The organism is Phenylobacterium sp., from assembly GCF_036263695.1.
Lineage (GTDB): Bacteria > Pseudomonadota > Alphaproteobacteria > Caulobacterales > Caulobacteraceae > Phenylobacterium.
The window spans coordinates 1-12816 of sequence record NZ_DATAGM010000208.1 but is presented as its reverse complement, the minus strand read 5'-3'; the positions used below and the strand labels follow the sequence as shown (position 1 = coordinate 12816).

General features: G+C 69.8%; 13 protein-coding genes. 9 read left to right on the top strand and 4 right to left on the bottom strand.

Annotation, left to right across the window (positions count from 1 at the left end; all coding sequences use genetic code 11):
• Positions 1-624: 2-oxo acid dehydrogenase subunit E2 (locus VHK87_RS08470; protein ID WP_329634464.1), on the top strand; the 624-nt coding region annotated here is incomplete at its 5' end.
• Positions 625-705: 81 nt separating this feature from the next.
• Entirely contained in the window at positions 706-2112 is a 1407-nt protein-coding gene (gene lpdA / locus VHK87_RS08465; RefSeq protein ID WP_329634463.1) for a dihydrolipoyl dehydrogenase, read from the top strand.
• 4 nt (positions 2113-2116) lie between these two features.
• On the opposite strand, the gene VHK87_RS08460 is transcribed toward lpdA, so the two are convergent.
• Together VHK87_RS08460 and VHK87_RS08455 are read right to left on the bottom strand one after the other, a co-directional pair.
• Positions 2117-2524, bottom strand: a complete 408-nt coding sequence (locus VHK87_RS08460) for a DoxX family protein (RefSeq protein ID WP_329634462.1) — start codon at positions 2522-2524, stop codon at positions 2117-2119.
• Positions 2525-2539: 15 nt separating this feature from the next.
• Positions 2540-4099 carry an AMP-binding protein gene (locus VHK87_RS08455; protein ID WP_329634461.1) on the bottom strand — a complete coding sequence of 520 codons (1560 nt, stop codon included), beginning with the start codon at positions 4097-4099 and terminating at the stop codon, positions 2540-2542.
• 107 nt (positions 4100-4206) lie between these two features.
• On the opposite strand from VHK87_RS08455, the gene VHK87_RS08450 reads away from it, so the two are divergent.
• From VHK87_RS08450 to VHK87_RS08440, 3 genes are read left to right on the top strand one after another with little or no spacing between them, the layout of a single operon-like run.
• A complete protein-coding gene (locus VHK87_RS08450; protein ID WP_329634460.1) occupies positions 4207-4566 on the top strand; it encodes a VOC family protein in 360 nt (119 codons plus the stop codon).
• 47 nt (positions 4567-4613) lie between these two features.
• Positions 4614-5573, top strand: a complete 960-nt coding sequence (gene lipA / locus VHK87_RS08445; RefSeq protein WP_329634459.1) for a lipoyl synthase — start codon at positions 4614-4616, stop codon at positions 5571-5573.
• The gene (locus VHK87_RS08440) at positions 5570-6043 is read left to right on the top strand and encodes a type II toxin-antitoxin system RatA family toxin (RefSeq protein ID WP_329634458.1); all 474 of its coding nucleotides are present in this window, start codon (positions 5570-5572) and stop codon (positions 6041-6043) included. The genes lipA and VHK87_RS08440 overlap by 4 nt, the downstream gene beginning before the upstream one ends.
• Before the next feature lie 35 nt (positions 6044-6078).
• Here the strand turns inward: VHK87_RS08440 and VHK87_RS08435 are convergent, their stop codons facing one another.
• Entirely contained in the window at positions 6079-6570 is a 492-nt protein-coding gene (locus VHK87_RS08435) for a CinA family protein (RefSeq protein ID WP_329634457.1), read from the bottom strand.
• A gap of 86 nt (positions 6571-6656) precedes the next feature.
• On the opposite strand from VHK87_RS08435, the gene VHK87_RS08430 reads away from it, so the two are divergent.
• Positions 6657-8891, top strand: a complete 2235-nt coding sequence (locus tag VHK87_RS08430; protein WP_329634456.1) for a fused MFS/spermidine synthase — start codon at positions 6657-6659, stop codon at positions 8889-8891.
• Here the strand turns inward: VHK87_RS08430 and VHK87_RS08425 are convergent.
• Positions 8888-10036, bottom strand: coding sequence for a bifunctional 2-C-methyl-D-erythritol 4-phosphate cytidylyltransferase/2-C-methyl-D-erythritol 2,4-cyclodiphosphate synthase (locus tag VHK87_RS08425; RefSeq protein ID WP_329634455.1), 1149 nt, complete (start codon positions 10034-10036; stop codon positions 8888-8890). The two genes, VHK87_RS08430 and VHK87_RS08425, sit on opposite strands and share 4 nt — an antisense overlap.
• 91 nt (positions 10037-10127) lie before the next feature.
• Between VHK87_RS08425 and dusB the strand changes: the two genes are divergently transcribed.
• From dusB to VHK87_RS08410, 3 genes are all read left to right on the top strand, one after another.
• Positions 10128-11135, top strand: coding sequence for a tRNA dihydrouridine synthase DusB (gene dusB, locus VHK87_RS08420; protein ID WP_329634454.1), 1008 nt, complete (start codon positions 10128-10130; stop codon positions 11133-11135).
• Positions 11132-12238: a two-component system sensor histidine kinase NtrB gene (locus VHK87_RS08415; protein WP_329634453.1), complete on the top strand. Its 1107-nt coding sequence runs from the start codon at positions 11132-11134 to the stop codon at positions 12236-12238. Before dusB ends, VHK87_RS08415 begins: the two co-directional genes overlap by 4 nt.
• A partial coding sequence (locus tag VHK87_RS08410) for a sigma-54-dependent transcriptional regulator (protein WP_329634452.1) occupies positions 12235-12816 on the top strand: 582 nt, incomplete at its 3' end. The genes VHK87_RS08415 and VHK87_RS08410, both read left to right, overlap by 4 nt.

Here is a 12816-nt window from a genome sequence, read left to right as displayed (position 1 = left end):
TTCCGGGACGTGCCGCACTTCCCGCTGAACATCGACCTCGAGATCGACCGGCTGCTCGAGGCCAGGGCCCGGATCAACGCCCTGCTGGAGAAGGATGGCGTCAAGGTCAGCGTCAACGACATGGTCATCAAGGCCGCCGCGATCGCGCTGAAGCGGGTGCCGGAGGCCAACGCCTCCTATTCGCCCGAAGGCATCGCCATGCACCACCACGCCGACATCGCCATGGCCGTGGCGGTGGAGGGCGGGCTGATCACCCCGATCATCCGCCGCGCCGAGGAGAAGGGGCTGGCCCAAATCGCGCGGGAGGCCAAGGACCTGGCCGAGCGGGCCCGCACCCGCAAGCTGAAGCCCGAGGAGTTCCAGGGCGGCACCTTCTCGATCTCCAATCTCGGCATGTTCGGGATCAAGAGCTTCGCCTCGATCATCAACGAGCCGCAGGGCGCGATTTTGTCGGTGGGCGCCGGCGAGAAGCGGCCCGTGGTGCGCGGCGATCAGCTGGCGATCGCCACGGTGATGAGCGTCACCCTGACGTGCGATCACCGGGTGGTGGACGGGGCGACAGGCGCCAAATGGCTGGCGGCGTTTAAGCCGCTGATCGAAGACCCAGTGACAATGATCGTCTAACCCGCTCGTCCCGGCGAAGGCCGGAACCCAGGCGGAGACTTGGAATGGCTCCCGGCCTTCGCCGGGATGAGCGGTGAGGGAATGGCTGTAGAATTCGACGTCCTCGTCATCGGCGCCGGCCCGGGCGGCTACGTCACCGCAATACGATCCGCGCAGCTGGGGCTGAAGACCGCCATCGTGGAGCGCGAGGCGCTGGGCGGGGTCTGCCTCAACTGGGGCTGCATCCCGACCAAGGCGCTGCTCAAGAGCGGCGAGATCTATGAGCAGCTGGGCCACCTGACGGACTATGGTCTGGCCGCCGAGAACCGCAGCTTCGACTTCTCGGGCGTCGTCGAGCGCTCGCGCAAGGTCGCCGCCCAGCTGAACGCCGGCGTCGGCTTCCTGATGAAGAAGCACAAGATCGAGGTGATCGACGGCTCGGCCAAGCTCGAGAAGGGGGATCCGGCGCCCAAGGTGGTCGTGGCCCTGAAGAAGGGCGGCTCGCGTACCGTGCAGGCCAAGCACGTCATCGTCGCCACCGGCGCCCGGGCCCGCACCATCCCCGCCATCGGCCTGGAGCCGGACGGCGAGCTGGTCTGGACCTACCGCGAGGCCATGGTCCCCAAAGCCTGCCCCAAGTCGCTGCTCGTCGTCGGCTCCGGGGCCATCGGGATCGAGTTCGGGAGCTTCTACAGGGCGCTGGGTGCGGAGGTTACGGTGATCGAGGCGCTGCCGCGGGTGCTTCCGGTCGAGGACGAGGAGGTCTCCAAGGCCGCCCAGAAGGCGTTCGAGAAGCGCGGCATCAAGTTCCGCGTCGGCGCGGCCGTGAAGAAGCTCTCCAAGGAGAAGGGCGGGGTCGCGGTGGAGCTGGAAGCTGGCGGCAAGGCCGAGACCCTGAAGGCCGAGCGCGCCATCGTCGCCGTGGGCATCACCGGCAATGTCGAGGACCTGGGCCTGGAGGCCGTCGGGGCCAAGGTCGAGAAGGGCCACGTCGTCACCGATGCTCATGGCGGGACCGGCGTTCGCGGCCTTTACGCCATTGGCGACGTCGCCGGACCGCCTTGGCTGGCCCACAAGGCGAGCCACGAGGGCGTCCACTGCGTCGAGCACATCGCCGGCTTCCCCTCAGCCAACCTGACCGCGCCGATCCCGGGCTGCACCTATTCCCAGCCGCAGGTCGCCTCCGTCGGCCTCACCGAGGCCCAGGCCAAGGAGAAGGGGATCAAGGTCAAGGTCGGCCGCTTCCCCTTCCGGGTGAACGGCAAGGCCATCGCCTCGGGCGAGCTCGAAGGCTTCGTGAAGACCATCTTCGACGAGTCCACCGGCGCGCTGATCGGCGCCCACATGATCGGCGCCGAAGTCACCGAGATGATCCAGGGCTATGCGCTGGCCATCACCATGGAGGCCACCGAGGCCGAGCTGCACGCCACCGTCTACCCGCACCCGACCATGAGCGAGGCCATGCACGAGTCCGCGCTCGACGCCTACGGGCGGGTGCTGCACATCTGAGGGCTCACCGCCGCCGACGGCGGCCCAGCATCTCGTCGAGCGCCGGACGCCCGGGGCCGGCGAACACCAAGTAGAGGAAGATGAAGCAATAGAGGATGGCCGCGTCGCCGCCGTTGGAGAGGGGGTACGGCCCCTGCGGCGCGTGAAACATCCAGTAGGCGACCGCCATCTCGCCGGCGAGAACCAAGGCCGCGGGGCGGGTGAACAGGCCAAGCACGATCAGGGCCCCGCCGACCAGCTCCAGCAGCCCGCCGATCCCCATCAGCGACATCAGCGGCGGGTTCGCCGGGTGGCCCTCGCCGGGCGGCGGGAAGCCCAGCAGCTTGGATGAGCCATGGGCGAGGAAGATCAGCCCGGTGACGATGCGAAGGATCCCCAGCATCCAGGGCGAAAACGCCGCCAATCCACCCATCGCCAGCTCCTTCTCCTAGGCCGCCCGGTTCCGGCCCTCGGCTTCGGCCATGCGTTGCACGGCCACATAGTCGGTCTTGCCGGTGCCGAGGACGGGGACCTCTGGCACGCGGATGATCTTGCGGGGCACGGCGATCTCCGGCGCGCCGATCGCCTGGGCGTGAGCCAGCAGCGGCGCCGGGTCGGCGTCGCGCCGGTCGGTCACCAGCACCAGCCGCTCTCCCTTCTTGGGATCGGGCAATGCGATCACCGCGTGCCGGCAGTCCGGCCAGACCGAGACCGCCAGGTCCTCCGCGGCGGTCAGGGAGATCATCTCGCCGCCCACCTTGGCGAACCGCTTCACCCGGCCGAGGATGGTTATCCAGCCGTCGTCGGTCATCGAGACCACGTCGCCCGTATCGTGCCAGCCGCCGGCAGGGGCCTCCATCGCGCCCCCGGGGGCGAGGTAGCCGGCCATGATGTTCGGTCCGCGGACCAACAGCTTGCCGCCGCCGGGGATCCCCTCCACCGGCTCCAGACGCGTCTCGACGCCCGGCAGCACGCCACCGACGGTGCCGCGGCGGTTGTCGGTGGGCTTGTTCACCGCGATCACGGGCGAAGCCTCGGTCGCCCCGTAGCCTTCCAGCAGGGGGATGGGGCCGAAGCGTTCGGTGATCAGGTTGTGGGTCTCTTCACGCACCTTCTCAGCCCCGCAGACCACGAACTTCAGGCCGGAGAGCTCGTCTCTGTCGGCGGCGCGGGCGTACTGGTTCACGAAGGTGTCCGTGGCCAGGAGGATCGAGGCCTTGGAGTCCTTCACCAGCGGCGGGATCTGCTTCACGTGCAGGGGCGAGGGGTACTGGAACGCCTTCATGCCGCTGAGGATCGGCAGCAGCACCCCGCCCGTGAGGCCGAAGCAGTGGAAGATGGGAAGCGGATTGAACATCACCCAGGCCGGGTCGAGATCGATATGGGCCTCGATCTGTCGCGCATTGGCCACCAAGTTCGCCTGGCTGAGCACCACCCCCTTGGGCGCGCCGAAGCTGCCGGACGTGAACAGGATCACGCCGGTATCCGACGGGCGGGTCGGGGCGCGGAAGGCCTTGGGGAAGGCGCCGGCGGCCGCGGCGAACAGCTTGTCCGCCAAGCCGACGGTGTTGCGCACCTCTTCCAGGTAGGTGATGGCGCAGATCGGCTCGAGGGCGTCGATCAGGTCGTGCAGCTTGCCCTGCTCGACGAACCTATGGGAGGTCAGCACCCGCTTCACTCCCGCCAGCTCGCAGGCCGCCTTCAGGCTGCGGATCCCGGCCGTGAAGTTCAGCATCGTCGGGATGCGGCCGAACGCGTGCAGGGCGAAGAAGGTCACCACGCCGCCGGCGCTCGAGGGCAGCATCACGCCGACGCGTTCGCCCTTTTCGGTCAAGGCCGCGAGCTTGCGACCCAGCGCGAAGCTCGCCCGGATCAGCCCGAGATAGGTGAGGGGATTGCGCTCCTGGTCTTCCAGGATAGGCTTCTTGGCGCCGTACTTCGCGCTCGCCTCGATGAGAGCGTCGAAGATCGAGCGTTCGCTGTCCTTCGCGTTGAAGGCGTGAGGCAAGAGGGCGTTCCTCCCGGCCGCGGGGCCGCGTTTTACGTTGGCGTCAACCTATCGCCGGCGCGATGGCTTGAAAAGAAGCGTTACAAGGCGTGAGGCGGGAGCTGGGAATGGAAAAGGTGAGCGGCATCGGGGGCGTGTTCTTCCGCGCCAGGGACCCGCAGGGGCTCGGGCGTTGGTATGAAGAGCACCTCGGAATTACCATCGGCGAGGCGGTCTGGTCCCAGGCGGCCGGCCCCACCGTCTTCGCCCCGTTCAAGGCCGACAGCGACTACTTCCCGGCCGACAAGCAGTGGATGATGAACTTTCGGGTCGGGGACCTCGACGCGCTGCTGGCGCAGCTGAGCGCCGCCGGAATCGCCGCCGAGACCCGGGCCGAATGGGACGACCCCCAGGTCGGCCGCTTCGCGCGCATCCACGATCCCGAAGGCAACCCTATCGAGCTGTGGGAGCCGCCGGCGGCGCCGTGACCACGTGGGGGATTGATCGCCCCGCCTCGAGCGACGATTTAAGGCCCATGGCCGTCGTCATCGACACCGTGGGTCAGCCCAGGCCCCGACACCCCGAAAAGCAGAACCGGCCTGACAGCCCGCTGCTTCGAAAGCCCGAATGGCTGCGCGTGCGCGCCCCGGGCTCCCCCGGCTATTCGGCGACGCGGGACATCGTGCGCGCCAACGGCCTGACGACAGTCTGCGAAGAGGCCGCCTGCCCGAACATCGGGGAGTGCTGGAGCCAGAGCCACGCGACCTTCATGATCATGGGGGAGATCTGCACCCGGGCCTGCGCCTTCTGCAACGTGGCCACCGGCAAGCCGGGGCCGCTGGATCCCTCCGAGCCCGAAAGAGTCGCCGAGGCGGTCCGCAAGATGGCGCTGAAGCACGTGGTGGTGACCTCGGTCGACCGCGACGACCTGGCGGACGGCGGGGCGGCCCACTTCGCGGCCGTGGTGCGGGCGATCCGCGCCGCAGCTCCCATGACGACGATCGAGATCCTGACGCCGGACTTCCACCGCAAGGGCGCCGCCCCCGAGGCGTTGATCGAATCGCGTCCCGACGTGTTCAACCACAACCTGGAGACCGTTCCCCGGCTCTACCTCTCCATTCGGCCCGGCGCGCGCTACTACCACTCGCTGCGGCTCTTGGAGCGGGTGAAGGAGCAGGACCCGGTGCAGTTCACCAAGTCCGGCCTGATGGTCGGCCTGGGCGAGACCAAGGAAGAGGTGATGCAGGTGATGGACGACATGCGCTCGGCGGGCGTCGACTTCATCACGATCGGCCAATACCTGCAGCCGACCCGCAAGCACGCGCCCATCGACCGCTTCTGGCATCCGGACGAGTTCAAGGCGCTGGAGGAGATCGCCCGGGCCAAGGGCTTTCTGATGGTGTCGGCGAGCCCGCTGACCCGCTCCTCCCACCACGCTGGAGAGGACTTCGCCCGCCTGCAAGCGGCGCGCCGGGCCCGGGAAGCGGCCGCTTGAAGCCCCTTCGCCACGACCTGGTGAAGGTGCTGCCATACACGCCGGACCAGCTGTTCGCGCTGGTCGGCGACGTGGCCGCCTATCCGGAATTCGTACCTTGGATAAAGGGCATGCGGACCTGGAACGCTCGCGAGGCGGCTCCGGGGATCGACACCCTCGACGCCGAGGCGACGGTCGGTTTCAAGCTGCTCAACGAGCGCTTCTCCACCCGCGTGCGGCGCGACTCGATGCTCAAGCGCATCGACGTGAACCTGATCTCCGGGCCGTTCCACACCCTGGTGAACAACTGGGCCTTCTACCCGGACCCGGGCGGGACACGGATCGAGTTCCACATCGAGTTCGCCTTCAAATCGCGGATCCTCGAGGCGCTGCTGGCGGCCAACTTCCATCACGCCGTTGAGCGGCTGATGACCTGCTTCGAGGCCCGGGCGAAGAAGCTCTACGGGGCGAGCGCGCAGGCCGCGCAGTAGCGCACTTCTCCCCCTGAGCGGGTTTGGAGATCCTCTCAGGCGATCCGGTCGCGCAGCGCCTGCAGGGCCGATTGCACGGCCGCGAACTGGATCTCTTCGCGGGTCTCGCCCTCGAACAGCTCGGCCTTGTGCATCAGCGCCTGATTCGAGCGGGCGGTGGCGATGTGGACGGTCCCGACCGGCTTCATCGGCGTGCCGCCGCCGGGCCCGGCGATGCCGGTCACCGACACCGCCAGGTGGGCGTTGGAGTTCTCCAGCGCGCCCTCGGCCATCATCCGGGCCACCGGTTCGGAGACCGCGCCCAGGTCCGCGATCAGGTCCCCGGGCACGCCCAGCAGCTCCTGCTTGGCGCGGTTGGTGTAGGCGACGAACCCGCGCTCAAAAACGTCCGAGGCCCCGGGGATGGAGCAGATGGCGCCGGCGACCAGGCCGCCGGTGCAGCTTTCCGCGGTGACGATCCGCAAGGACCGCTCGCGCGCCTCGTCGATCAGCAGCCGCGCCAGGGTCACGATCTCCAGGGAAAACATTTTCGGAACGCTCCGACAGGCGCTAGGCAAGCGCAAAGCCAGACCACAACATCGCCTGCGCCGCTGATTCAAGCCCCCGGACGACCATGACAGCTACTGAAGCCGGCGCGCGGCCGGCCGCCTCGATCTCGCCGGCGCTGTTCGCCGTGACGGTTTTCGCGAGCGCCGGCCTGGTCTTCATGGTCCAGCCGATGGTGGCGAAGCTGGTGCTGCCGCTGCTGGGCGGCTCGCCGTCGGTCTGGAACACCTCCATGGCCTTCTTCCAGGCGGCGCTCTTGGCCGGGTACGGCTACGCCCACCTGCTTCAGCGGGTGCGGTCGGTGCGGCGGCAGGCGGTGGTCCACACGATCGCCCTCATCGTCGCCGCCCTGGCGTTGCCCCTGCGGGTCAGTGAACTGGCCGGCCCGCCGAGCTCGGAGCAGCCGAGCCTTTGGCTGCTGGGGGTGCTGGCGATCTCAATAGGCGCGCCGTTCGCGGTGCTGTCGGCGACAGCGCCGCTGGTGCAGGCCTGGCATGCGCGGGTGTTCCGCGCCGAAGGGGGGCCGGAGCCCTACGTGCTCTACGCCGCCAGCAACCTCGGCAGCCTGATCGCGCTCCTGGCCTATCCGATCCTTGTGGAGCCCACCACGACGCTTCAGGGGCAGCGGCTGGGCTGGAGCCTCGGCTACGCCGCCTTCGTCCTGCTGATGGGCGGGCTGGCCTACCTGGTGTCCCGCACTGCGCAGGACGGGCCCGCTCAGATGGCCGCGGAGCCGGCCGCCCCGCCGGTCAGCTGGCGCCAGCGCCTGGCCTGGGTGGCGCTGGCGGCGATCCCATCGAGCCTGATGCTGGGGGTGACCACCCACATCACGACCGACGTCGCCTCCGCACCCTTCCTGTGGGTGGTGCCGCTGGCGCTCTATCTCGGCACCTTCATCATCGCCTTCTCGGAGAAGCCGGTGATCTCGCCGCCGATCGGGCTGATCCTTCACGCGATCGCTGTGGCGGCTTGCGCGGCCATGCTGCCGTTCAAGACCTCGAATTTCCTGGCGCAGATGGCCGTGCACCTGGCGGCCTTCTTCTTCACCGCCCTGGTCTGCCATCAGCGGCTGGTCTCGCTGCGGCCGCCGCCGGCGCGGCTGACCGAGTTCTACCTCTGCATGTCGCTGGGCGGGGTGGTGGGCGGCGCGTTCAACGCCTTCGCGGCCCCGGTGATTTTCAACAACGTCTACGAATACCCGCTGATGCTGGTGCTGGGGTGCCTGGCCCGCCCTTGGGGCGGGCGGATCGCCTTCTGGCGCTGGTTCGTCTTCCTGGTGGGGATCGCCGCCGCCTACGCCGCGGGGATCGTCGTTCAGTCCGAGGGCTTCGACGACAACGTCAAGCTGCTGCTGGGCGTGGTGGCGCTGTGCGCCGTGATCAACAGCCCACGGGGCTTGCTGTTCTTCGCCCTGATCGCCGCCATCTCAGTGGCGGCCGAGCTGGTCGGCGACCGAGTCGACACCCGGCAGAGCTGGCGCAGCTTCTTCGGCGTCCTGCGTCAGTCGCAGATGCCGGTGCCGGGGGTGGGCGTGGTCAAGATGCTGTCGCACGGCACCACCATGCACGGAGCCCAGGCGACCAACCCCGACTACGACTGCCGGCCGTTCACCTACTACGCCCTGGAGACGCCGATCGGGCAGGTGTTCCTGGCCGGCCGCGAGAAGCCGCATCCGCTGACCATCGGGGCGGTGGGTCTGGGGACCGGCGCGGTGTCGGCCTACACCCGCCCGGGCGACGTGCTGACCTTCTACGAGATCGATCCGCTGGTGAAACGGATCGCCACGGACCCGAAGAACTTCACCTACATCTCCAGCTGCTCCGAGGGGCGGATCGGCTACGTCATCGGCGATGCGCGCCTGACGCTCCAGAACGAGCCCAGGGACAAGTTCGACATTCTGCTGATCGACGCCTTCTCGTCGGACGCGGTCCCCGCACACCTGCTGACCGTCGAGGCGGCCCGGGGATACCTGGAGCGGCTGAAGCCCGACGGGGTGCTGATCCTGCACCTGTCCAACCGCAACCTGTCGCTGGCTGAGCCGGCCGCCGCTGTCGTCAAGGCGGCCGGGGCGCATGGCCTGCACCAGACCTTCATCCACGATCCGAGCGTGCCGCACATGTGGGCCTCCAGCGTCGAGGCGATGATCGTCGCCAAGACGCCGGCGGGCCTGGCGCCGTTCCGCAACGATCCCAAGTGGACGGCGATCGACGACGGCGGGGTGCGGCCCTGGACCGACGACTACACCAACCTTCCCGGGGCGCTGTACGACCAGATGAAGAGTCGGATGGACTGGCTGCCCTAGAGCGGCGTCTCCACCGTCGCCACGGCCTGGGCGAGCAGGCCCTCGCCGCGGCCGGTGAAGCCCATGCCCTCGGTCGTGGTCGCCTTCACGCTCACCCGGGCGAGGGGCAGCTCCAGGATCTGCGCGATACGCGCGCGCATCTCGTCGCGATGCGGCCCGATCCGGGGGCGCTCGCAGACGAGGGTGACGTCCACCGCCAGGATCCGGCCGCCGCCGGCTGTAATCCGATCGGCGGCGTGACGCAGGAAGCGGTCGGAGGCGGCGCCGCGCCACTGCGGGTCGGAGGGCGGGAAGTGCTGGCCGATGTCCCCGTCGCCGACGGCGCCCAGCAGGGCGTCGGTCAGGGCGTGCAGGCCGGCGTCGGCGTCGGAGTGGCCGACCAGCCCCTGGTCGTGGGGGATCTCCACGCCGCACAGCCAGACCCGGTCGCCGGGGCCGAACCGGTGGGCGTCGATCCCCTGGCCGACCCGGACGATGCGGGCCGCGCCCGCCAGCTGCTCGGCCATGGCGAAGTCCTCCGGATAGGTGAGTTTCATAAGCCGCGGGTCCCCGGCGGTCAGGGCGATGCGCCCGCCCGCGCGCTCGACCACGGCGGCGTCGTCGGTCGGCTCGTCCGGGCCGCTCCAGGCCCCGTAGGCTCTGCGGATCGCCCCGAGCCGGAAGGCCTGCGGCGTCTGCGCCCGGAAGAGGCCGTCGCGGGAGACCGTGGCTTGGACGGCCCCGCCCTTCGCGCGCTTCAGGGTATCGGCGACGGGCAGAGCGGGAACCGCCCCGTCCGCGGCCTGGAGCGACGCCAGCAGGGCCTCCATGTGGCGGGTTTCGAGAAAGGGCCGGGCGGCGTCGTGGATCAGCACCGGCTCGGTGTCGGGCGCATCGATAGCGGCCAGCCCGGCCTGGACGGAGAGGGCGCGCGTCGCCCCGCCCAGGACTGTGCGCCAGCGCGGGAGCCCGGAGAGCGCCATCTTGGCCGCTTCCCGCGTCTCATCGGAGACAGCAACCACCAGCTCGCGGGCGCCGGCCGCCAGCAGCGCCTCTGCGGACCAGCGGAGCACGGGACGCCCCGCCACGCTTCGCAGGGTCTTGGGGCCGCCGGGGCCGGCGCGTAGTCCGGAGCCGGCGGCGACGATCAGGCCGGTGAAGCTCATGGCGCGGGTCTTTAGCACGGCCGCGGCGAAACGGAGCCTTTACTGCGCCGCACAATTTGCCTAAAAACACAGCTGTGGGGATGACCGAAAAATGAGCAGCAAGCTCGACATCGGAGCAGTGACGGTCGGCGGGCGCGTCTGGATCGCCCCGATGACCGGCGTGTCCGACCTGCCGTTCCGAATGGCCGCCAGCCGCCTGGGTGCATCCTACGTGGCCACCGAGATGGTCGCCTCCGCCGAATTCGCCAAAGGCCGGCCCGACGTCGTCCGCCGAGCGGCGGTGGGGGAGGGGCTCCCGCTGATGGTGGTGCAGCTGGTGGGGCGCGAGCCTGGGGCCATGGCCGAGGGCGCGGCGCTCGCGGCGCAGGCGGGTGCGCAGATCATCGACCTCAACTTCGGCTGCCCGGCCAAGGAAGTGACCGGCGCCCAGTGCGGCTCGGCGCTGATGCGCGAGCCGGAGCTCGCCGCCGAGCTGATGGACGCGGTGGTCCGGGCTGTGGACGTGCCGGTGACGGTGAAGATGCGGCTGGGCTGGGACGACAAGTCCCGCAACGCGCCCGAGCTCGCCGCCCGGGCCGAGGCCCAGGGCGTCAAGGCGGTCACCGTGCACGGCCGCACCCGCAGCCAGTTCTACAAAGGCCAGGCCGACTGGGCGGCGGTGGCCGAAGTGAAATCCGCAGTGTCGGTGCCGGTCGTCGTCAACGGCGACATCGTCGACGGGGCGAGCGCGCGTCAGGCGCTGGCTCAGTCGGGCGCCGATGCGGTGATGGTCGGCCGCGGCGTCTACGGCCGGCCCTGGATCGCCGCCCAGATCGAGGCCGAGCTCGAGGGGCGCCGTTTCGAGGAGCCCACCGGCGCGGTTCGCTACGACATCGCCGTGCGGCACTTCCGCGAGAGCCTGGCGTTCTACGGCGCCCGGCTGGGTCTGAAGATCTTCCGCAAGCATCTGTCCGCCTACGTGGAGCAGGCGCCGCAGCCCGCCTCGCCAGAGGCCCGCCGCGCCGCCCGCGCCGCGCTGTGCCGCCTCGAAGACCCCGCCGCCGTGGAGGCCGGCCTGGCCGCTCTCTGGCTGGGGGAGCCTGAAAGGCTGGCCGCATGACCATGTCACGCCCCTCGCGCCCCGGCGCGGACCTCGATCGCCTGAAGTCGGCCGCCTTCGAGCTCAGCCCGGAGCCGGCTCTGGTCATCGGGCCCGACGGGGAACTGACCGCCGTCAACGAAGCGGCCCAGACGCTGTTCGGTCAGGGGCTGGGCCTGCTCGCCCGCGGCCGCTTCGCCGCCGCCCTGCCTCCGGGCTCGGCGCTCGTCTCGCTGCTCGAGCGTGCGATCGCCGAAGACGGGCCGGTGCGCGAGTGGGGTTTGGCCATCAGCCTGTTCGGCCTGCCGCCGTTCGAGGCGGACGGCGCAGCCGCGCCGCTGGGCGACGGCTCGGTGCTGTTGATCCTGCACGTCCGCGGTCCGCTGGCCGCCGACCGCGGCCAGGACGCGGCCGGTCTGCGCTCGATCATCGGTCTTGGCCGCATGCTGGCGCACGAGATCAAGAATCCGCTGGCCGGCATCCGCGGCGCGGCCCAGCTGCTGAAGTCCGGCGCCAAGGCCGAGGACGCCCCGCTCGCCCAGCTGATCGTCGACGAGACCGATCGGGTGCGCCGGTTGGTGGACCGGATGGAGGCCTTCTCGGACGATGCGCCGCCCGACCTGCAGGCGCTGAACATCCACCAAATCCTCGACCGCGTTCGCGCCCTAGCCGCCAACGGCGTGGCCGACGGCCTGACTCTGAAGGAGAGCTACGACCCCTCGCTGCCGCCGACCTTCGCGGACGAGGACCAGCTGATCCAGATCTTCCTGAACCTGGTGAAGAACGCCGCCGAGGCCGCCCACGCCCGCGGCGACGGCCGCGGTGAGATCTCGATCACCACCGCCTACCGCCACGGGGTGAAGGTGCGTGCGGCCAAGGGCCAGCACCTGCGCGGCGCGCCGCTGGAGGTGAAGGTGCAGGACAACGGGCCCGGCGTACCCGACCACCTGCGCGAGAGCCTGTTCCAGCCCTTCGTCAGCTCCAAGTCGCACGGCGCGGGCCTCGGCCTGGCGCTGGTGGCCAAGCTGGTGGCCGGCCACGGCGGCCTCATCGACTTCGAATCCGAGCCCGGACGCACCGTCTTCCGCGTGCTCCTGCCCATCGCCCCCGGGGACGCCGCATGAACGCCGCCACGAAGAAGATCCTGATCGCGGACGACGACTCGTCGATCCGGCTGGTGCTCAGCCAGGCGTTCAGCCGGCTGGGGTACCAGGTACGCGCCACCGGCAACGCCGCGACGCTGCTGAAGTGGGTGTCGGAAGGCGAAGGGGACCTGGTGGTCACCGACGTCGTCATGCCGGACGAGAACGTGTTCGACGTGCTGCCCCGCATCCGCAAGGAGCGGCCGAAGCTGCCGGTCATCGTGATGAGCGCCCAGAACACGCTCCATACAGCGGTGAACGCGGCCGAGATCGGCGCCTTCGACTACATCCCCAAGCCGTTCGACCTGGACGATATGACCAACACGGCCCGCCGGGCGCTGGCCAGACCCGTCGATGGCGAGGCTGCCAAGGCGCAGGCCAGGGCCGTGCGCGACGAGCGGCTACCGCTGATCGGCCGCTCAGGGCCGATGCAGGACGTCTACAGGACGATCGCGCGGCTGGTCGGCGCTGACCTGACGGTGCTGATCCTTGGCGAGAGCGGCTCCGGCAAGGAGCTGGTCGCCCGGGCGCTGCACGACATGGGCCGGCGTAAGGACGGC

Coding starts and splice junctions, on each gene's coding strand:
- dusB (WP_329634454.1), top strand. CDS start 10,128: ATGAGCAGCAAGCTCGACATCGGAGCAGTGACGGTCGGCGGGCGCGTC.
- VHK87_RS08425 (WP_329634455.1), bottom strand. CDS start 10,036: ATGAGCTTCACCGGCCTGATCGTCGCCGCCGGCTCCGGACTACGCGCC.
- VHK87_RS08460 (WP_329634462.1), bottom strand. CDS start 2,524: ATGGGTGGATTGGCGGCGTTTTCGCCCTGGATGCTGGGGATCCTTCGC.
- VHK87_RS08450 (WP_329634460.1), top strand. CDS start 4,207: ATGGAAAAGGTGAGCGGCATCGGGGGCGTGTTCTTCCGCGCCAGGGAC.
- lipA (WP_329634459.1), top strand. CDS start 4,614: ATGGCCGTCGTCATCGACACCGTGGGTCAGCCCAGGCCCCGACACCCC.
- VHK87_RS08415 (WP_329634453.1), top strand. CDS start 11,132: ATGACCATGTCACGCCCCTCGCGCCCCGGCGCGGACCTCGATCGCCTG.
- lpdA (WP_329634463.1), top strand. CDS start 706: ATGGCTGTAGAATTCGACGTCCTCGTCATCGGCGCCGGCCCGGGCGGC.
- VHK87_RS08430 (WP_329634456.1), top strand. CDS start 6,657: ATGACAGCTACTGAAGCCGGCGCGCGGCCGGCCGCCTCGATCTCGCCG.
- VHK87_RS08435 (WP_329634457.1), bottom strand. CDS start 6,570: ATGTTTTCCCTGGAGATCGTGACCCTGGCGCGGCTGCTGATCGACGAG.